Origin of the sequence: Novosphingobium sp. Leaf2, assembly GCF_001421325.1 — a bacterium.
In the GTDB taxonomy this organism is placed as follows: Bacteria; Pseudomonadota; Alphaproteobacteria; order Sphingomonadales; family Sphingomonadaceae; genus Novosphingobium.
In genome coordinates this window covers 225,696-245,146 of the sequence record NZ_LMJY01000012.1, presented here as the reverse complement: position 1 = coordinate 245,146, position 19,451 = coordinate 225,696, and the positions used below count along the sequence as shown (strand labels likewise).

The window sequence follows — 19,451 nt, the reverse complement described above, 5'->3', positions numbered from 1 at the left end:
GATCGGCGTCCGCTTCTTCCCGAACCGACAGCGCTGCCCGTTGCCAGGCAGCCCACCGCTGAACAGCATGCGGGCGTAGCCGGGCGCGCGCGGTTGCCAGTCAATCATCAGCGCGCCGTCTATCGCCCGTCTGCGGGATCGCGGCCGCTGGCGCTGATCGGATCGGCCGGGGCGATGCTGGCGATGGCGGCGGGACTGGTGACGCTGAACGTGGCCGGTACGCATGAAGAGCGCAGCCGGCTCACGGTGGTGAACGTCCACGATCTGGACGTCACGCCGCCACCCCCGCCGCCGAAGGCAAAGCCGGACACGCCGCATGAGGCGCTTGCATCTCCCGTTGCGCAAAAGCCTATGATCGCCTTGCCCAGCCAGGGCCCGACCCAGATCATGGTGGATGCGCCGCCCGCACCGGCGCCCGTCGTTACGCCGGCCAAGCCCACCCAGGCGCCGGCGGCACTGGCTCCCGCCGCACAAGCTGCGGCAACGACGATGGAGGCGGGCGACCTGTCCAGCAAAGTGCTGTTCGCCAAGCCGCCGGTCTATCCCATCGATGCCCGGCGCGCGCACGAGCAGGGCACCGTCAAGCTACTGGTGGTGGTGGGGAGCGATGGCTGCGTAAAGGATATTCAGCTGGCCGCCAGCAGCGGCAGTCAGCGGCTGGATCGTGCGGCCTTGCAGGCGGTGCGGCGCTGGCGCTGGTCACCCACGATCAGCGGCGGCGCGGCAACGATGGTGCGGGGCTATGTGACCATCCCGTTCGTGCTGGCTTGAACAGCGCTGCGCCGCGCGCTCAGGCGTTGCCGCGCAGCGCTGCGTGCAGGGCGTGGACAGTCTCTTCCAGTTCGGCGGAACTGTAGGGCTTGTTGAGCAGCGCCGTGGGCGTCTGGCCTGTCTGCGTGTCCGAGCCGCCGCTGGCGATCGCGAAGGGCACTGCGCGGGCGGCCAGTTCGTGGATTATCGGATCGGCCTTTTCGCCGGCAAGGTTGAGATCGATCACGGCCACGTCGAACTCGGCGGCGCGCACGCCTTCCAGCGCCGCGGACAGTTCGGCGTAAGGGCCCACCACCGTGCAGCCCAGATCGTCGAGCATTTCCTCCAGCAGCATGGAGACGAGGAATTCATCCTCTGCCACCAGCACCCGCATTCCTTCGAACTTGGATGATTGTTCCGACATTCACGGTCCTCGATGGTGCGCCACTTGTGTTACCTGGTGGACGCAAGGTAGATCAGGCTATTGGCAGCACTGGCAAATGTGAGCAAGAGGACATTCAACCCTCCACGATCTCACGAATCCTGGTCGCCAGCACCTCCATCGCGAAGGGCTTGGTGATCATCGTCATGCCGAGCTCAAGAAAGCCTGAAGCCATTGCCGCGTTCTCTGCGTAGCCGGTCATGAACAGAACCTTGAGGCCAGGCCGCACGGCGCGGCCAGCATCAGCCACTTGACGACCATTAAGGCCGGGCAGGCCGATGTCGGTAACCAGCAGGTCAACGCGCTGATCCGATTGCAAAATTGCGAGCCCTGACGGTCCGTCGCTGGCCTCGATCGCGCGGTAGCCAAGCTCGGCCAGCAGGTTCATGATCAGGCCGCGCACGACCGGCTCGTCCTCGACCACCAGCACCACTTCACCGCTGCCCACCGGCGAGAGCATGGCTTGCGTGTTCGATTCCTGCGCATCGCCCTCTGTCCCGTTTTGGTCCGTGGCGTGATACCGCGGCAGATACAGCTTGATGGTGGTGCCGATCCCCTCCTCTGAATAGATGCGGGCATGGCCTTCGGACTGGCGGGCAAAGCCGTAGATCATCGAAAGGCCAAGCCCCGTCCCCTGGCCGAGCGGCTTGGTGGTGAAGAACGGTTCGAAGGCACGGGCCGCCGTGTCGCTGTCCATACCAGTGCCGGTGTCAGTGATCGCGATGCACACATAGTCGCCAGGCTTCACGTCCCGCGCAAGCGCGCCATAACGGCTATCCAGGTGCGTGTTGGCTGTTTCGATGAACAGCTTCCCGCCAGCCGGCATGGCATCGCGCGCGTTGATGACGAGGTTGAGGATGGCGCTTTCTAGCTGGTTGGGATCGCAACGCGTCAGCCACAAATCTTCGGCGAGGCCGAACGTCAGTTCGATATGCTCATCCAGCGTTCGCCGCAGCATGTCCTCCATCGAGGCGATCAACGGGTTGGCGCGCACTGGGCGTGGATCGAGGGGCTGGCGGCGAGAAAAGGCCAGCAGGCGATGGGTAAGCGCTGCTGCCCGCTCCGCCGAAGTGCGGGCGCCCGACAACCAGCGGACAAGATCGTCGGTGCGGCCCTTGTTTAGGCGCGCGGCCATCACGTCCAGGCTGCCGGTGATGCCTTGCAGCAGGTTGTTGAAATCGTGTGCGATGCCACCGGTAAGCTGGCCGACCGCTTCCATCTTCTGGCTTTGCCGCAGCGCATCCTCGACCGCGCGCTGTTCGGTTATGTCCCGGCCCACGGCATGAATGCGGCCATCATCGGGCACGGCGGTCCACGCAAGCAGCCGATATCCCCCATCGTTCGTGCGATAGCGGTTCTCGAACGCGATAGTCTTGATGCCAGCCGACAGCTTCGTGACTTCGGCTGCGGTCGCTGGCACATCGTCGGGGTGAACGTACGACCCGATCGGTTGGCCGACCATATCGTCTTCTCGCCAGCCGAGCATACGTTCGGCGGATGGGTTTACCGCCGTGATGATGCCGGCGTAATCGCACACCAGCATGAGATCGCGGCTTAGCGACCACAACCGGTCACGATCCTGCGCATAGGCGGCCTCAGCCTGCTTTTGCGCTTCGATCTCGGTGTTGGTGCCAACCCACGCCGCGGTATCGCCATGCGCATCGGTGAACGGCAGCGCGCGGCACAAATGCCACCGATAGTTGCCTTCGCGATCGCGCAGCCGCAATTCGGCATCGAAGATTTCGCCGGAGGCAACGCACTGCGCCCATCGCTTGACTGCACCCGGGCGATCCTGCGGATGAATGATGCTGGCCCAGCCTATGCCGTCCAGCGCGCCGGGCGCGAGGCCGGTATAGGCAAATACCCGGTCGTTGAACCAGTCCAGCAGGCCGTCGGCCCGCGCGGTCCACACCTGGATCGGCATGTTCTGGGCAAGGGTGCTGAACCGGGCGTCGCTTTTTTCCAGAGCCAGTTGCGTGCGTCTGCGCTCGGTGATGTCCTGCGCCACGCCAATCAGGCGCAAGGGCGTGCCGTCGGCGCCCATCTCGAATTCGGCCTTGCGCGCGATGATCCGTTCCTCGCCCGTATCGGCACGCCGGATGCGGTATTCCACATCCAGCGCCGCGTTCCCGGTGGCACGGCGCTGCTGGGTGGAAACCAGATGGCGGTCCTCGGGAACGACGACGTTCTCGAAATCCGCTGGCGTCATTGCGGCATTCGGTGCCAGGCCGAACAGCCTGCAGAATTCGTCGGTGCCGTGGATGGTGTTGCCGGTGATGTCCACGGAAAACAGCCCTACGCCGCCGGCGACCTGGGCACGGCGCAATTGCTCTTCGCTCAGGCGCAGGGCTTCCTGCGCTTCGTACTCATCCGTGCGATCCCGGATCAGCTTGACGAAGCCAACGGCCTTGCCCGTATCATCGCGCAGCGGCGACATTTCGCTCAGGCCCCAGAACTGTCTGCCGGACTTGTGCAGGTGCCAGCGGGCATCCAGCGCCCGGCCCTGTTCAAGTGCCTCCATCCGCTTTGCGGCTGGCCGCCCGCACGCGCGATCGTCGGGGGTAAAGAACTTGTCGATAGGTTGGCCAAGCATTTCCGCTTCGGTCCATCCCAGCATGGCCGTCGCGCCGGCGTTCCACAAGGTGACGTTGCCGGAAAGGTCGGCAGCGATGATGCCGTAGTCACTGGTGCCGTCCAGAATCTGGCGGTGATACCGCTCGCGGTCGCGCAGCAATCCTTCCGCTGCCACGCGCTGAACATGCGCCCACGATCGCTCTGTGACCTCGCGGATGACGCTCAGCTCGTAATCCGTCCAAGCGTGCGGCTTGTCGTCATGAAAGGCCATCAGCGCGGTCAGGTGACCATCGCGGATCAGGGGCATGCAGATCGTGGCCGCAATGCCCATCTGCTGAAAGGTGGCGGCGTCCGCGTCCGGCAATTCGCGCGCGTTGTTGTTCAGTATCAGCGGCCTGCCCGCCGCCAGATCCTCTACCGCGCGTCGGCCGAACGCGGAAAGGCGGTAATGCCCGACGATTGAAGGCATTGTCGGCGCATGCCAGTTGCCTCTGATAGTGAATCCGTCACCGTCCTCCTCCATGTCGGCGTAGGCGCAACTGGGGATATGCAGATGTTCCGCCGTCATCCGGGTGGTGACCTGCAGCACCTGGTCAGCGTCGCCGCAATCGGCAAGCGCCTTCCCCAACCGGTCGAGAAAGCTCAGGCGCGCTTCGTTTTGAGCCAGCGCTTCGCGCGTGCGCACAGCCTGGGTGGTCTCCACCACGATGGCGATCACCCCCGCCGGCTTCCCGTCGTCGCCAAGGACCGGGGAATAGTCCAGGTTCATCCAGACCTGTTCGGGATACCCGTGGCGATGCAGGGTCAGCAGGTGGTCTCGGTAGCTTAGCGTTCTGCCCGCCAGCCCCACGCGCATCACGTTATCGTTGAAGTCGGCAACTTCATCCCAGCCGTCGCGCACGTTGGAGCCGAGCAGGATGCCGTCACGCGCTCCTGCAAAGGCGGCATAGGCATCGTTGTAGATCATCACCCCGTCTTCGCCCCACAGCAGGACGAGGGGAATGGGCGAGGGCAGCATCATCGCCACCGTCTGGCGCAAGGAGGCGGGCCAGGTGGCTATGCTGCCAATTGATGTGCCGGCCCAGTCATATGCCGCGATCCGACGCGCAAGATCGCCGTCGAGCCCCATGAACCCGTGGCCATCGCGGTCACGCAACATATTTTATGAACATCCCCCATGCGCCGCTACAGGGTTTTCCTGACGACCGATCGTGCCCGCTAAACTCGGTCCCGCGACATTGGTTCCCCTGTTTGCTTCTGGTAAACGCAATTACAAAAGCACTGTTCGATGCAGCGTATCGCGGTGCGACAGATAAGCGCCCGGGTGCGCCGGGCGGTGGATCGTCCCGCCGCGCGGGCCGTTTACTCAACATCATGAAATGGAAGAACAAACCTGTTCGCCCATACATGCCACAAAACCGATTTAGGAGAGTGTCGATGACCGATCGCGATCAGGATTATGGCAGCCGTCAGGCCGGTGGCTATCGCAGCGAAGATGATAACTGGGATTCCTCCCGCCAGGCCAACCAGTGGCAGAGCGACGGCAGCCGCCAAACCGGATCAGGCACCGGCTCGGATCGACAGCGGACCAATGCCTACAACAGCGATGATGGCCGGCAAGGTCGCTACGCGGGCGGCGGTCAGAGCCGTACATCCTGGGGCTCGTCCGGTCGCGGTGCTGACGAATGGTCAGAGCGCGGCTACAATGCGCGCGCCCCGCGGGCCTATGGCGAACATCGCGATCGCGGCGATTACGGCAACGACCGCGACTATCGTTTTTCCGGCAACCGCGAGCAAAATTATCGCACCCCAAACTATGACGCTAGCGGCGGCAACGACTTTGCAAACTTTACCAGCGAAGACTTCGGCGGGCGCGACTTTTCGCGCGGTGGCAGTGCGCTGAGCGGCGGCGCGGCGCCCAGCAACAGCTATCGCCCTAGCTGGGGTCCGGATAGCTGGTCCAATCGCACTGATGATCGCGATTCTGGCAATCGTGATTTCGGACAATGGCGCGAGTACGGGCATCACCGTGGCTTCCTCGATAAGGCGGGTGATGAGATCGCCAGCTGGTTCGGCAATGAGGATGCAGCGCGTCGGCGTGAGCAGGATCATCGCGGACGCGGCCCTTCGGACTACACTCGCTCTGACGATCGCATTCGTGAAGACGTGAACGATGCCCTCACTAACGATTGGCGGCTCGATGCCAGCCATGTGCGGGTGACAGTCAAGGACGGTGAAGTGACGCTGGAAGGCAGTGTCGGCAGTCGTCAGGACAAGCGCCGCGCCGAAGATCTGGCTGACGATGTGACCGGTGCCAAGCATGTGCAGAACAATCTGCGCGTGCAGGATGCCGGGTCTCAGTCCGGCCTGACCGCGGGCAGCACCACACCTGGGTACGCGCACACGTCAACGTCCCGCACATCCACGCCTGGGACCAGCACATCCGGCACGGGATCGACCAGTGCTTCGAACACAAGCTTGGGCACTTCGGGTTCGTCCAGCACAACGACCTGAGCTTGTCATCAGGCCAGACGGAAAGGGGAGCCCATCGCGGCTCCCCTTTTTTGTGGCTGTCACCGAGGTTGCGGCACGACCGGACATGCAAAGGCTTGCTTTCGATGAGCAGCCGACCGATTGTCCGTGAACGCTTTTGCCCGCTCGGCGCTCGCAGGCGAATGTTGTCTCGCAGTGGCGATCGGCGGTCTGCTCAGGAACGGAAAAACGATTTGCGCGGCTGGATTCTTTTTCAGCAGGATCTCGATCCCGCGATCCCCGAAGTGCCCGAAGTCTTCCGCTTTCAGGAAGCGGCTGGCGCGATGGGCATCGAGATGCACGTTTTCCAGCCCCACCGTTTCGAAATGGTGGTGGGCGGCGGCGGTGACTGGGGCATCAAGTACCAGGGCCAAAGCGTAGACAAGCCCGATTTTGTGATCTGCCGCACGGGCGCGGAAACCGATTACCTGACTCTGGCGCTGCTGCGCCATCTGGAACGCCGGGGCGTGAGGCTGATCAATGGTCCGGCCACGATCGAAACCGTGTCGGATAAGCTGCATACTCTGCAGACCCTGAACCGGGCCGGCCTGCCAATCCCGCGCACGATGCTGGGCACCTTCCCGATCGATATCGATCTGGTGGAGCGCGAGCTGGGCTTCCCGGTGATCGTCAAGACCCTGAAGGGCACGCGCGGTGCCGGTGTGCTCAAGTGCGAGGATCGCAGCCAGTTCGAGGATCTGGCCGGGCTGCTGGAAAGCGCCGAAGCCAAGGCGGACTTCATCCTCCAGCACTACGTGCGCGCCAGCCACGGCCGCGACGTTCGGGTGCTGGTGGTAGGCGGGCGCGTGGTCGCGGCGATGGAGCGCCGCTCGCTGACCGGCGGGTTCAAGTCCAACGTCTCGCTGGGCGGGGTGGGGGTGGCGTACAACCCGCCGCAGGAAATGGCCGAACTGGCGGTGCAGGCCGCCGACGTGCTGGAACTGGACATCACCGGGATCGACATCCTGTTCGACGAGACCGGCTACCGCATCTGCGAGGCAAACTCCGCGCCGGGGTTTCAGGGGCTGGAACGGGCGACCGGGATGGACGTGCCCAGCGCCATCCTGCAGTGGATCGTCTCCACTCAGGATGCCGTGCGCACGAATACGCCCGCCCCGGCGGAAAGCACCGCACTGGCGGACATGGTGTTTGGCGGGCGCGCCGGGCTGCGCGCGATCAGCGATCGCAACACCGAATTTCGCCGGTTCGCCAGCGCGGTGGGCTTGCGGATGCTGGCCACGGGCATCAGCTGTCTGGTGCAGGCCAGCTTTCCGCGTCCCCTGGTCGATCGCCGCAGCCCCACCGGGGTTGGCCTGCGCAGCCTGTTCGAAGGCCGGATCAAGACCGACCTTGCCGATCTGAACGACCGCGCGCAGGAGCGCACCTTGATGATCGTTCTGGGTGTTGCCTTGTGGGCGGCGGTGCTGCCGTGGCTGGTGGCTGGCGAGAAGGTTATCAGCGGCACACTGTCGCTACTGGCGCTGTGCTTCCCCGTCCTGTTTCTGCTCACCGCGCCGGCGGGCCGCTTCAGGGGCGGCGCGGCGCGGCGGCGCAAGGGATCGGGGGCAGGGTGATGATCGACTATACGGCCATCCCTTGGGCGGCGCTGGCGCCGTTCATCGTCGTGGGTTTTCTGGCGCAGCTGGTCGATAGCGCGATCGGCATGGCGTTCGGTGTCGTGTCCAATGCACTGCTGGCGTTGCTGGGGCTACCGCCAGCTCGCGCCTCGGCGCTGACCCATGTGGTAGAGGGGTTCACCACGGGTGTTTCCGGTCTTTCTCATGCGTTGCAGCGCAATGTCGACTGGCCGTTGTTCGCGCGCCTCGTGGTTCCCGGCATTGCCGGTGGGCTGGCCGGCGTCTGGGCGCTGACGCACTGGTCCCTGACGATCGTGCGACCGGTAATGCTGGTCTATCTGGCTGCCGTAGGGCTGTATTTGATCTGGCGCGGATCGCGCCGGGCGCAGGCTTACCACCGCATGCGGGGGGTTGGCCCCTTGGGGCTGGTCGCCGGCTTTCTCGATGCGCTGGGCGGTGGCTGGGGACCGATCACCACCGGCAGCCTGATCGCGCAGGGGATGACGCCGCGCATGGCGATCGGCACCGTTAACGCGGCCGAGTTCTTCGTGACCGTCACCGTGCTGTCTGCCTTCATGGAGCAGCTTGGCGTGCATGTATTCACGCTGGCTGCAGCAGGGCTGCTGATCGGCGGGGTGATCGCCGCACCGATCGGCGCGCTGATCACCCGGCGTGCCTCGCCCCGCATGCTGACGCAATGGATCGGGGCGGTCATGGTGCTGCTGGGTCTGTCCGGTTTGATCGGCCTGGCCTTGGCGCCTTCGCCGATCCTCGAACGGTTTTAGCCGATCTTCGCGGTATCGAGACGCCCGCCGCTCAGCACGCCCGCCGATCGGGGGGCCACGCGCGCAAGCGTGCGCGCAACGACCATCACCACGCCCAGCACCAGCAGCGGCTGGGCGATCAGGTAGATCGGATATAGCGGAGAGCCCAATGGCCCCGTCAGGTGCCCGATCAACGGTCCACCCAGCCACACTATGATGAGGTGGGCGCAGAAATAGAAGAACATGTACGGCTCGATCCGCAGCAGCGGCGGTGCAATGTGGGAACGCGCCAGTGCCCACACCAGCCGCCACGCCGCGAGCGATGCGGCGATGCGCAGCCCCAGATCCAGCGCGTTGGCGCTAACGCCCTCGAACGGTCTGGAGGTGCCGATGGAAAGGATCAGGTGTGCGGGCATCAGGATCGCGAACGGCAGCAGGATGGGCAACAACGGCCAGTGCGCGGCCCGTTCCGCCACATCCGCGCGGCGCGCCATGATGCCGAAGGTGAAGAACATCAGGATGGAAGGCCGCAGGATAAAGGGTGGGCCCAGAGCCAGCACATGACACGCCCCGGCCACCAGAGCTATGGGCATCAGCGCTTTGGTGGGCAGGCGCACCAGCAGCGGGGCAAGCATCATGCACACGAACAGATCGCGCAGGAAAGGCATCTGCACGTTGATGTCCGGCGGATGGGTGACGATGAAGAGCTCCCCGATCACCCAGCCCAGGGACTGCGGCTGCGGTGCCTTCAGGTCCAGTAGCCATGCCGCGCCCGATACCAGCACGATGGCGATGGCGTTCCACAGCACCATCGGCAGCAGGATCGTGCGCGCCTTGCGCGCGATGTGCGCGCGCCAGTCCTGCGTGCGGGCGGAGCCGGCCACCAGCCAGCCGGAAATGAGGCCCAGCAGCGGCACCGCGCTGCGGCCGAATCCTTCCATCAGGATCCAGCGCAGGATCTCCTGCGGAGTATTGCGCGCCAGTTCCAGCTGGTGCCCGTCAAGGCCGGTCCAGGCGTGAACGTAGACGACACCGGTGATGCACACGACACGGGCGATGCGGATGGCATCCGATCGGCGTTGCGTCGCGGCAGGAGGACTTTCAGGCAAACGGGTCTCCGTGGACTTGGCATTTTCCGCTTAGACAAGCCGCGATCTCACGCAACAGATACGTCGCCCCGATACCGGCGCGCGGAGTGGCGCATACGCTAGGCGGAGCCTGGTCCCATCCGCTCTGCGTACAAAAGTTACCGGACGCAGCGTGCATTAACGCATGTAAATGCTGCATCCTGCCAGACAGAGCAATGAACCGGACTAAATTCACATCCGGAACACAAAAAACGTTGTCCCTGCACCTGTCCGCGTTTGGCAAACTGTCCGAAGCCGAGCGCAATCTCATAGAAACCGTTTTGAAAAAACGTGTCAGAGTGCTGCCGGCACGCTACGATGTCGTTCGCGAAGGGGACGAGTCCCGCGTTGTCCATGTTGTTCTGGACGGATGGGCGCAGCGTTACAAGCAGCTGGCGGATGGACGCCGTCAGATACTGACGTTCTTCGTAGCAGGTGATCTGTGCGATCCCAATGTCTTCGTGCCCAGGACCATGGATCATTCGATATCGACGATAACGCCGGTGCGGCTTGCGGAAATACCGAAACCGGATTTTCGCGAGATGATCCAGGCGTCCCCCAACATCGCGCAGGCGCTGTGGTGGATCAGCCTGGTTACCGTGGCGATCCAGCGGGAATGGACGACCAGCATCGGGCAGCGCACCGCCTACGAGCGGATCGCACATCTGTTTTGCGAGATGTTCGTGCGGCTGCGTACCGTGGGCCTGACGCAGGGCGCAGCGTGCGATTTTCCGCTGACCCAGTCCGACATTGCCGAGGCAACGGGATTGACGCAGGTGCACGTCAACCGCACGATCCAGGAAATGCGGCGCGACGGTCTGGTCGAACTGCGCCACCGACAGCTGGTTTTGCCCGATCTGGATCGCCTGATGTCTGTGGCGCTGTTCAGTGCCAGTTACCTGCATCTCGATCACATCGACAAGCCGATGCTGGCCTAGGCGGCGTGGACAGATTCCGCGACGCCACGATTTGCCTGTAAAGGGCCCCGGCAAGGCGCGATGCCGAAGGAAGAGCGGGCCTCTTTCAATGCGGAGCAACGCTGCCAGGGCCCTTTACAGGCAAACCCCGAAGGGGCTGGACCAAAAGCCGCCACTTCCGCGTCGGCTTGGCTCGAAATATCGACATATTCCGTCACCTCACCTCCTTGAACTGACGGCTTTTGCCTCCAGTCGTGGCGATGCGGAATCTGTCCACGCCGCCTAGGCATGCAATTTCAGGTCGGCGCGCGGGTCTTCATCCGGCACAGGCCTTCCTGCGCCACGCTGGCGATCAGCGTTCCGGCAGCATCGTAGATCGTGCCGCGCGCAAAGCCACGCGCGTGGCCGGACCACGGGCTGTCCATCGTGTACAGCAGCCATTCGTCGACTTTGGGTGTGGCATGAAACCACAGCGCATGATCGAGGCTGGCGACCTGCATGTCCGGCGAAAATGAAGGCGCGTGCGGTGTGATCGCAGTGGACAGCAGGCCGAAATCGCTTGCGTAGGCGAGCGCCACGCGGTTCATCACGTCGTCCGCCGCCATCGGCTTTACCACCCTGAACCATACGAATTGCCGGGGCGTTTCCGAACGCAACGATGCAGGAGGGCCTGCCCGCATTTCAAACGCCGCCAGCCGGTTGAGAATGCCTTGCGGCAAAGGTCGCCCATTGGCAGCTAAAGCCGCGGTGAGTTCCGGACACGCGTCTGGCGCCGGGACATCCGGCGCGGCTGTAGCATGCGCGAAGCCGTTTTCCTCGCGGTGAAACGATGCCGCCAGATTGAGGATCGGGACGCCGCCCTGCATGGCCACAACGCGCCGGTTGGCGAAGCTGCCACCATCGAAATCAGGCAGGACGCGGTAGACGATGGGCCTCGTGGCATCGCCGGCCCGCAGGAAATAGGCGTGCAGCGAGTGCGCTTGCCGGCTGGCGCCGACACTGCGAGCGGCTGCGGCAAGCGCCTGGGCCACGACCTGGCCGCCATAGACGCGTCCATATCCGCCTTCGGCAGCGGCGCCGCGATACAGGTGCGTGTCGATCTCTTCCACGTCCAGAAGGGCACGCAGTTCGGCAACGGCGGCGGCAGCATCAATCATCGGAGGTGTCGTTGTCATCCACTGGCCTTACCGGCGAACCTTCGAGCCACGCAAGGGCCTGGCGGTCTATCGAAATGAGTTCTTCGAGCGTCTGTTCTATCGCGCGTTTCTGCTTGCGCAGGCTGGCGATCCGGTCCCCTACGCTGGCGCGCAGCGCGCGTACCTGCTCCTGATGTTCGGGATCGACGTCATAAAGGTCGAGGAACTCGCTGATTTCCTTGATCGAAAACCCCAGCCGCTTGCCGCGCAAGATCAGCTGCATGCGCCCGATTTCGCGCTTGGAATAGATCCGCATTGTGCCCACGCGCTGGGGTGCGATCAGGCCTTTATCCTCATAGAACCGCAAGGTCCGCATGGTCACGCCGAGCAGCTTGGCAACTTCCTGGATGCCGAGCATGTCGGACGATCGCGAACCATCGGGTGCAGGGGCCGTGGCGCTCAAGCCGAAGGTCCGGTGCTGGCGGCGCGCTTCGCGTTTTCCTCGGCGACCAGTTCCTTCTTGGAAAGCTTGCCGACCATGGTCTTGGGCAGGGACTCGCGAAACTCGATCGACGAGGGCAACTCGATCTTGTTCAGCCGTTCTTTCAGGAATGCCAAAAGTGCGTCCTCGTCCAGAATGTCGCCGGGGTGCAGCACGACGAACGCCTTGGGTGACTGGCCGCGGTATTCGTCGGGAATGCCGATCACGGCAGCTTCCACGATCATGGGGTGTTCGTAAAGCGCCTCTTCGATGATGCGCGGATAGACGTTGTATCCCCCGCACAGGATCACGTCCTTGATCCGGTCTACCAGGAACAGATACCCGTCCTCGTCCAGATAGCCGATGTCGCCGGTGCGCAGCGCTCCGTAGATGAAGGTCTTGTCGGTATCTTCGGGACGGTTCCAGTAGCCCTTCATGATTTGCGGGCCGCGCGCGCAGACTTCGCCCTTCTCGCCGGGCTTGCAGATCCGGTAGGGATCGGACGGGTCGCGGATCTCCAGCGCGGTGCCAGGGAATGCCGGTCCGCACGAATTGTCCTTCACCGTGCCTTCCAGCGGATTGCATGCGATGATCGGGCTGGCCTCGGACAAGCCGTAGCCTTCGACCACGCGCACGCCGGTCTTTTCCTCGAACGCGCGGCGCACTTCCAGCGGCAACGGCGCGCCGCCCGAAATGCACACGCGCACATCTGCAAATTCGCCATGCAGCTGCTTTGCGTTGAGCGCGGTGTAAAGCGTGGGAACACCGAAGAACTGCGTGGGCTTGGTGCGCTTGGCGGTGGCCAGGAACGACTTCATTTCGAAGCGCGGCAACAGGATCATTTCGGCGGCGGTATCCACCGAATAGTTCAGCACCGTCGTCAGCGCGAAGACGTGGAACAGCGGCAGCACGCCCAGGGTGCGCTCTTGCTGTTCGGGCATGTGGCCGACGTGCGCGACCATCTGGGCGGAATTGGCGGCGAGGTTCTCGTGCGTCAGCATCGCGCCCTTGGGCACGCCGGTTGTGCCGCCGGTGTATTGCAGCACCGCGACATCGTGAGGCGATACGTCTACCGGATCAGGGTCAGCATCGCGCACGATCAGGTTGGCGAAGCGGGTGTAGCGCAAGTCATGGGGCTCGTGCGCGATGTCGCCGCGCTTGAACAGCAGGAAGGCGCGCCGCTTTAGCGCGGGCAGGACATCGGCAAAGGGGCAGACGACCACACGCCTGAGGCAGCTTTTGCCGACCAGCGGCTCCAGCTTGGGCAAGCTCAGCGCAAGATCGGTGGTGATCATCACCTCGCAACCGGAATCGGTCACCTGATGGGCCATCTCCCGCTCGGTATAGAGCGGGTTGAAATTCACCACGATCGCGCCGATCCGCAGGATCGCGAAATAGCACACCACGTAATAAGGCGTGTTGGGCAGGCACAGGCCCACCCGCATGCCCTTGGTGACGCCAAGATCCTGCAGACCCCGCGCGGCCCGGCGGGCCTGCTCGCCCACTTCGCCATACGTCCAGCGCCGGCCCATGAAATCAATCGCGGGCCAGGCGCCATGCGCCGCGACCGCATGGTCGAGCAGGTCGGTCAGCAACCGCGGCGCGATCGGCGGCATCTCTTCCGCCACAGAGGAGGTCGGGGCGGGAGAGGCCCCGCCGATCGTCGCCGCGTACGTCATCAGAAGGCTACCCGTGCACCGAGCGAGAGGACCAGAGCCGATGCGTTTTGCAGGCTCCCGTTGGTGATGATCGGCGTCTGCGCCGCAGTCCCGGCATAGGCCGCAGTGATACGGTCGATCGAAGCATCCTTGAAGCTGATGTAGGATGCCGCCGCGTCGATGGTGAACTTCTGGAAGGCGTAGCTGGTGCCCGCCGAGAAATTCCAGCGATCGCTGTCCGGCACACGGGCGTCACGCTCGCCGGTGCGGGTGGGGGTCAGGCCGCGCTGAACGCCGGCGCGCACCGTCCACTGCGGGGTGACGGCGTAATCAAGGCCGCCTGCATAAGTCCAGGTGTTGCGATAGTTCTCCGGGATCGACGTGTTCAGCGGTGCGCCAAGGTCGATCGTGTCGAACTCGCTCCAGCCCATGCGCACGACTTGTGCGTTGAGCGTGAGCTGAGGGCTGACTTGCGCGCGGATGCCGGCGATCGCCTGCCACGGCGTGCTGAAGCGCGCGGTGGTGCTGAGCGTGCGGTTCTGTGCGGCAAGCGGGCCGAGCAGACCGTCGATCGTGATCGTGCCGTCAAGCTTGTGCTTGATCGCGGACTTGTAGGCGAGGCCCACGGTGATCGGTCCTTCATGCATCTGCAGGCCGGCCGACCAGCCCACATCCCAGCCCTTGCCCGAAAGCGTCTGATGCCCGTCCGCCAGCAGCGGCGAGAGGTTGGGGAGATAATTGCTCAAGGTGGCATCGGCGTGTTCGATGTTCGCGGCTGCACCCACGCGCAACCAGTCGGTCAGCTCGATGGCGATGCTGGGCTGGATGTCATATGTGCGCAGCTTGGTCTTGTCCGCGCTGTAGCGGGCCCAGCTGTCCGCGTCGTAATCGGTGGTGAACGAGTAGGGTGCCGTCAGCGAAAGGCCTACCGCGACTTTGCCGAAGCCATAGGCGATGGCGCCTGAGGGCAGCACCCCATTGTTGATCGGGTTGCTGGACACGCCGTTGCCGCCGACCGGACGGGCAGGCTGGCCGGGCCGCACGATCACGGTGCCATTGTCCACCACATCGCCGCGCGGGCGGATGTAGCTGGCGCGCACCGAGGCCTCACCGCCCTGCATGCCGGCGATCGAGGCCGGGTTCCACCACAGCGAATCCACGCCGGTGTCTGCGGCCTCACCGGAAAAGGCGCGACCCTGGCCGCGCACGGACTGCTCCTGCAAGTAGAAGGCCTGCGCGTGCGCCGATCCTGCCGCGCCAAGCGCGATGGCGCTGGCAGCGCTGGCAAGAAGAAGGCGGGCGGTCTTGCGATGCATGAGGTATTCTCCCTTGGTATTCATTTATAGTCGAAATGATTTGAAAAAATCAGCGTACGCGCGTCCAGGTCTGGGTCTTGCACAAGGGCCATACGATGCAGCCTTTCAGCTTGAGCGTATCGGCACCGGCCATGGTTATGGTGGCCTTGTAGGTGCCGCCATCGTCCGGATTGTAGATGGTGCCGCCGGCCCACTGGTTCTTATCGTAAGCAAAGCCGCCCAGGATCTGCATACCCTTGAGGCGTCGGCCACGCTGGGCGGTATCCTTGTTGGCGGTGTCCTTGAGATCGGGATTGGTCTTGATATGGTCCGACGTCATCAGCCGTCCGCAGATCGAAGCGCCACAACGTGCGATCTCGACGATCCCGTTCTTCGTCGGCGTATGCCATGTGCCCAGCACCGTGTTGGCGTCAGCCGCCACGGCAGGGCCGATGCCCAGTACGGTCAGGCTGGCAGCGGATACCAGAGCCCACTTGTGCCGTTTCAGAAAATGCATTGTGCAACCTTCCCATCTCTCGTCCCGGGTTCTGTATTTTTACCAATGCCCTGGCTTCGCAGGTGGCATCGATCCGAACCGATAGACTCGGGATAACCCAAAAATCACTTGACGTATAGGGAAAGATTCGCACCTTTAGGGAAGACGTTCGCGAGGAACGAGGATGAAAACGGATTCGGCAGGTTTGCCGCGTCCGATCCGCCCATGGAGAGAATGCATGCAAAGCGTCGTGATCGCGGGATACGCCCGCTCGCCGTTTCATCTGGCTAACAAGGGGGCGCTGGCCCGCGTCCGCCCCGATGACCTTGCGGCGCAAGTCATCCGCGGATTGATCGCCAAGACCGGCGTGGATGCCGCCGACATCGAGGACGTGATTGTCGGCTGTGCGTTCCCGGAAGGCGAGCAGGGTCTGAACGTGGCGCGGCTGATCGGCCTGCTGGCAGACCTGCCGCTGTCGGTCGGCGGGATGACCGTCAACCGGTTCTGCGGTTCCTCGATGAGCGCGATCCACATTGCCGTGGGCCAGATCGCCATCGGCGCGGGCGAAGTGTTCGTGTGCGCGGGTGTGGAATCGATGAGCCGGGTGCCGATGATGGGCTTCAATCCGCTGCCCAATCCTGCGCTGGCCAAGAAGAGCGCCGCGTACATGGGCATGGGCGAAACGGCTGAAAACGTCGCCACGAAGTACCAGATCGCCCGCGCCGATCAGGAAGTGCTGGCGGTGGAAAGCCAGCACAAGGCTGCCGCCGCGCGCGAAGCCGGCAAGCTCACCGACGAAATCATCCCGATCGAAACCAAGGCGGGCCTCGTCAGCGAAGACGGCACGATCCGCCCGGAAACCACGGCGGAGGCGCTCGCCGGGCTCAAGCCCGCGTTCGATGCCAACGGTTCGGTGACGGCGGGCACGTCCTCGCCGCTTACGGACGGTGCGAGCGCGGTCCTGATCGCGACGGAGGATTACGCCCGCGCGCACGATCTTCCCATTCTGGCGCGCATCAAGTCCGTGGCGATTTCCGGCTGCGCCCCTGAGACGATGGGCCTGGGTCCGATCCTTTCGAGCCAAAAGGCGCTGGAGCGTGCCGGCATTTCCGCTGCCGATCTTGACGTAGTGGAACTGAACGAGGCGTTCGCCAGTCAGGCGCTGGCTTGCATCAAGGACCTGGGGCTGGATCGCGCCAAGGTGAATATCGATGGCGGCGCGATCGCCATCGGCCACCCGCTGGGCGCTACCGGCGCCCGCATCGTGGGCAAGGCCGCGTCTCTGCTGAAGCGTGAAGGCGGCAAATATGCGCTCGCCAGCCAGTGCATTGGCGGCGGGCAAGGCATCGCCACCGTGCTGGAGGCGGCGGAATGAGCCAGTCCATCCAGAAGGTCTGCGTGATCGGGGCCGGCACGATGGGTGCCGGGATCGCCGCGCAAGTCGCCAATGCCGGCGTGCCGGTGCTGCTGCTCGATATCGTGCCCAAGGACGGCACCAACCGCAACGCGGTGGCCGAAGGCGCGGTGGCCAAAATGCTCAAGACCGAGCCTGCCCCGTTCATGAGCAAGGCGGCGGCCAAGCTGGTCGAAACCGGCAATATCGAGGATGACCTCGACAAGGTTGCCGGGTGTGACTGGGTGATCGAGGCGGTGATCGAGCGCCTTGACATCAAGCAGAGCCTGTATGCCCGGCTGGAAGCGGTAAAGCGCGACGGCACGGCGGTATCGTCCAACACGTCCACCATCCCCTTGGCACAGTTGGTCGAAGGGCGTTCGGACGCGTTCAAGCGCGACTTCCTGATCACTCACTTCTTCAATCCGCCGCGCTACATGCGGCTGCTGGAAATCGTCACCGGCCCGGACACCGATGTCGGCGTTGCCGCGAAGGTCGAGCAGTTCGCCGATGTGGCGATGGGCAAGACGGTGGTGCATGCCAGCGATACGCCGGGCTTCATCGCCAATCGCATCGGCACGTACTGGATACAGCTTGGCCTCAACGCCGCGTTCGATCTGGGCCTTACCGTGGAGCAGGCCGATGCCATCGCCGGCAAGCCGATGGGCGTGCCCAAGACCGGGATATTCGGGCTGGTCGATCTGGTGGGCATCGATCTGATGCCGCATCTTCAGGCCAGTCTGACCTCGACGCTGCCCAAGGACGATCCGTACCAGGCGATTGCCCGCACCCATCCGTTGATCGAAAAGATGATTCGCGATGGCTACACCGGGCGCAAGGGCAAGGGCGGTTTCTATCGGCTCAACAAGGAACAGGGTCGCCGCAAGGAAACCATTGACCTTGCCAGCGGCGAATACCGCGAAACCATCCGCGCCTCGGCGCCCTCCGGTCCGGCGGGCAAGGGCAACCTGCGCGCGCTGGTGGAGGCCAAGGGCCAGACCGGCGCGTATGCCTGGGCGGTGCTTGGTGGCACGCTGGCGTATGCCGCGGCGCTGGTTCCGTCGGCAGCCGCAGACGTGGTCGCCATCGATGATGCGATGAAGCTAGGCTACAACTGGAAGGCCGGCCCGTTCGAGATGATCGACACGCTGGGCGCGGCCTGGCTTGCCGCGCGGCTTGAGGCCGAAGGCCAGCCGGTGCCGGAAATTCTAAAGATCGCCGGTGATCGCACGTTCTACCGGGTAGAGGACGGCAAGCGCCAGTTCCTGGGCCTTGACGGCGAATATCATGATATCGTGCGCCCGCACGGTGTGCTGCGTCTGGCCGATATCAAGCTGGCGTCCAAGCCGCTGCTGCGCAACGCGTCCGCCGCGCTGTGGGACATCGGCGAGGGCGTCGTCGCGCTGGAATTCACCGGCAAGATGAACGCGCTGGATGGCGAGGTCATGAAGCTGATCGTCGAGGCGATCCCCCTCGTGGCGGCGAAGTACAAGGCGCTGGTGGTCTACAACGATGCCGACAATTTCTCGGTCGGCGCCAATCTGGGGCTGGCGCTGTTTGCGCTCAATATCGCGGCTTATAGCGAGATCGAAAAGCTCGTGGCCGGCGGGCAGATGGCTTACAAGGGCCTGAAGTATGCCCCGTTCCCGGTCGTCGGCGCGCCCGCTGGCATGGCCGTCGGGGGCGGGTGCGAAATCCTGCTCCATTGCGATGCCATCCAGGCCCACGCCGAGCTTTACACCGGCCTGGTCGAATGCGGCGTTGGCCTGATACCGGGTTGGGGCGGCAACGGCGAACTGCTGGACCGCTGGCAGAAGAACAAGTTCCTGCCCAAGGGGCCGATGCCTGCCGTCGCCAAGGTATTCGAGACGGTGTCCACCGCGTCCGTGTCCCGGTCCGCCGCGCAGGCGAAGGAAATGCTGTTCCTGCGCGCCGACGATGCGATCACCATGAACCGTGATCGCCTGCTTTATGATGCGCGGGAAAAGGCACTGGCTCTGGTAGACGGTTACACGGCGCCTGAGCCGCCCACGTTCCGCCTGCCCGGCGAAAGCGGGCGGGTTGGCCTTGGCATGGCCGCCGAGGGTTTCCACAAGCAGGGCAAGGCGACCGACTACGACATGGTGGTGTCCGATGCGCTGGCTAACGTGCTATCAGGCGGCGAGGCAGATCTGGTGGAAACGGTCAGTGAACAGGAACTGCTCAAGCTGGAGCGGGAAACCTTTATGCGACTGGTGCGTGAACCGCGCTCGATTGCCCGTGTCGAACACATGCTCGAAACCGGCAAGCCGCTGCGCAACTGAACGAAC

The 19,451-nt window shown here is 64.0% G+C and carries 15 protein-coding genes; 7 read left to right on the top strand and 8 right to left on the bottom strand.

Translation table 11 applies throughout. From position 1 onward, the window contains the following. The first annotated feature begins 93 nt into the window (after positions 1 to 93). Positions 94 to 771, top strand: coding sequence for an energy transducer TonB (locus ASE49_RS07750; RefSeq protein WP_235522878.1), 678 nt, complete (start codon positions 94 to 96; stop codon positions 769 to 771). Between the two features lie 19 nt (positions 772 to 790). Here the strand turns inward: ASE49_RS07750 and ASE49_RS07745 are convergent, their stop codons facing one another. Together ASE49_RS07745 and ASE49_RS07740 are read right to left on the bottom strand one after the other, a co-directional pair. Then, entirely contained in the window at positions 791 to 1,174 is a 384-nt protein-coding gene (locus ASE49_RS07745) for a response regulator (RefSeq protein ID WP_056770103.1), read from the bottom strand. 94 nt (positions 1,175 to 1,268) lie between these two features. Beyond that, on the bottom strand, positions 1,269 to 4,925 hold the full coding sequence (locus ASE49_RS07740) for a PAS domain S-box protein (protein ID WP_056770100.1): 3,657 nt from the start codon (positions 4,923 to 4,925) through the stop codon (positions 1,269 to 1,271). 278 nt (positions 4,926 to 5,203) lie between these two features. Here ASE49_RS07740 and ASE49_RS07735 point away from each other — a divergent pair, with 278 nt between their 5' ends. The 3 genes from ASE49_RS07735 (at position 5,204) to ASE49_RS07725 (ending at position 8,660) form a co-directional block, all read left to right on the top strand. Then, complete coding sequence (locus tag ASE49_RS07735; RefSeq protein WP_056770098.1) at positions 5,204 to 6,280, top strand: BON domain-containing protein; 1,077 nt, start codon at positions 5,204 to 5,206, stop codon at positions 6,278 to 6,280. Between the two features lie 212 nt (positions 6,281 to 6,492). Next, positions 6,493 to 7,872 carry an ATP-grasp domain-containing protein gene (locus tag ASE49_RS07730; RefSeq protein ID WP_056770962.1) on the top strand — a complete coding sequence of 460 codons (1,380 nt, stop codon included), beginning with the start codon at positions 6,493 to 6,495 and terminating at the stop codon, positions 7,870 to 7,872. Beyond that, positions 7,872 to 8,660, top strand: a complete 789-nt coding sequence (locus ASE49_RS07725) for a sulfite exporter TauE/SafE family protein (RefSeq protein WP_056770096.1) — start codon at positions 7,872 to 7,874, stop codon at positions 8,658 to 8,660. The genes ASE49_RS07730 and ASE49_RS07725 overlap by 1 nt, the downstream gene beginning before the upstream one ends. Here ASE49_RS07725 and ASE49_RS07720 read toward each other — a convergent pair. Further along, positions 8,657 to 9,748, bottom strand: a complete 1,092-nt coding sequence (locus ASE49_RS07720; RefSeq protein WP_056770094.1) for an acyltransferase family protein — start codon at positions 9,746 to 9,748, stop codon at positions 8,657 to 8,659. The two genes, ASE49_RS07725 and ASE49_RS07720, sit on opposite strands and share 4 nt — an antisense overlap. Positions 9,749 to 10,047: 299 nt before the next feature. Here ASE49_RS07720 and ASE49_RS07715 point away from each other — a divergent pair, with 299 nt between their 5' ends. Then, the gene (locus ASE49_RS07715) at positions 10,048 to 10,704 is read left to right on the top strand and encodes a Crp/Fnr family transcriptional regulator (protein WP_200921993.1); all 657 of its coding nucleotides are present in this window, start codon (positions 10,048 to 10,050) and stop codon (positions 10,702 to 10,704) included. Positions 10,705 to 10,979: 275 nt separating this feature from the next. Here the strand turns inward: ASE49_RS07715 and ASE49_RS07710 are convergent, their stop codons facing one another. The 5 genes from ASE49_RS07710 to ASE49_RS07690 are packed head-to-tail and all read right to left on the bottom strand — an operon-like array spanning position 10,980 to position 15,770. Next, positions 10,980 to 11,858, bottom strand: a complete 879-nt coding sequence (locus tag ASE49_RS07710; RefSeq protein ID WP_235522877.1) for an acyl-CoA thioesterase — start codon at positions 11,856 to 11,858, stop codon at positions 10,980 to 10,982. Continuing rightward, positions 11,833 to 12,237, bottom strand: a complete 405-nt coding sequence (locus tag ASE49_RS07705) for a MerR family transcriptional regulator (protein WP_056770086.1) — start codon at positions 12,235 to 12,237, stop codon at positions 11,833 to 11,835. The genes ASE49_RS07710 and ASE49_RS07705 overlap by 26 nt, the downstream gene beginning before the upstream one ends. A 41-nt stretch (positions 12,238 to 12,278) precedes the next feature. After that, a complete protein-coding gene (locus ASE49_RS07700; RefSeq protein ID WP_056770084.1) occupies positions 12,279 to 13,979 on the bottom strand; it encodes a long-chain-fatty-acid--CoA ligase in 1,701 nt (566 codons plus the stop codon). Beyond that, positions 13,979 to 15,274 (bottom strand): OmpP1/FadL family transporter, encoded by a 1,296-nt coding sequence (locus ASE49_RS07695; RefSeq protein WP_056770081.1) that lies wholly within the window; start codon positions 15,272 to 15,274, stop codon positions 13,979 to 13,981. Before ASE49_RS07695 ends, ASE49_RS07700 begins: the two co-directional genes overlap by 1 nt. A gap of 49 nt (positions 15,275 to 15,323) precedes the next feature. Next, on the bottom strand, positions 15,324 to 15,770 hold the full coding sequence (locus ASE49_RS07690; protein WP_056770080.1) for a DUF2147 domain-containing protein: 447 nt from the start codon (positions 15,768 to 15,770) through the stop codon (positions 15,324 to 15,326). 217 nt (positions 15,771 to 15,987) lie between these two features. Between ASE49_RS07690 and ASE49_RS07685 the strand changes: the two genes are divergently transcribed. After that, positions 15,988 to 17,124, top strand: a complete 1,137-nt coding sequence (locus tag ASE49_RS07685; RefSeq protein ID WP_056770077.1) for a thiolase family protein — start codon at positions 15,988 to 15,990, stop codon at positions 17,122 to 17,124. Then, entirely contained in the window at positions 17,121 to 19,445 is a 2,325-nt protein-coding gene (locus ASE49_RS07680) for a 3-hydroxyacyl-CoA dehydrogenase/enoyl-CoA hydratase family protein (protein WP_056770074.1), read from the top strand. The genes ASE49_RS07685 and ASE49_RS07680 overlap by 4 nt, the downstream gene beginning before the upstream one ends. Positions 19,446 to 19,451: the final 6 nt, after the last annotated feature.

Bases quoted from the DNA above. Each gene is read 5' to 3' on its own strand.
- ASE49_RS07745 (WP_056770103.1), bottom strand. From the start codon at position 1,174: ATGTCGGAACAATCATCCAAGTTCGAAGGAATGCGGGTGCTGGTGGCA.
- ASE49_RS07740 (WP_056770100.1), bottom strand. From the start codon at position 4,925: ATGTTGCGTGACCGCGATGGCCACGGGTTCATGGGGCTCGACGGCGAT.
- ASE49_RS07735 (WP_056770098.1), top strand. From the start codon at position 5,204: ATGACCGATCGCGATCAGGATTATGGCAGCCGTCAGGCCGGTGGCTAT.
- ASE49_RS07725 (WP_056770096.1), top strand. From the start codon at position 7,872: ATGATCGACTATACGGCCATCCCTTGGGCGGCGCTGGCGCCGTTCATC.
- ASE49_RS07710 (WP_235522877.1), bottom strand. From the start codon at position 11,858: ATGACAACGACACCTCCGATGATTGATGCTGCCGCCGCCGTTGCCGAA.
- ASE49_RS07705 (WP_056770086.1), bottom strand. From the start codon at position 12,237: ATGCTCGGCATCCAGGAAGTTGCCAAGCTGCTCGGCGTGACCATGCGG.
- ASE49_RS07700 (WP_056770084.1), bottom strand. From the start codon at position 13,979: ATGACGTACGCGGCGACGATCGGCGGGGCCTCTCCCGCCCCGACCTCC.
- ASE49_RS07695 (WP_056770081.1), bottom strand. From the start codon at position 15,274: ATGCATCGCAAGACCGCCCGCCTTCTTCTTGCCAGCGCTGCCAGCGCC.
- ASE49_RS07690 (WP_056770080.1), bottom strand. From the start codon at position 15,770: ATGCATTTTCTGAAACGGCACAAGTGGGCTCTGGTATCCGCTGCCAGC.
- ASE49_RS07685 (WP_056770077.1), top strand. From the start codon at position 15,988: ATGCAAAGCGTCGTGATCGCGGGATACGCCCGCTCGCCGTTTCATCTG.
- ASE49_RS07680 (WP_056770074.1), top strand. From the start codon at position 17,121: ATGAGCCAGTCCATCCAGAAGGTCTGCGTGATCGGGGCCGGCACGATG.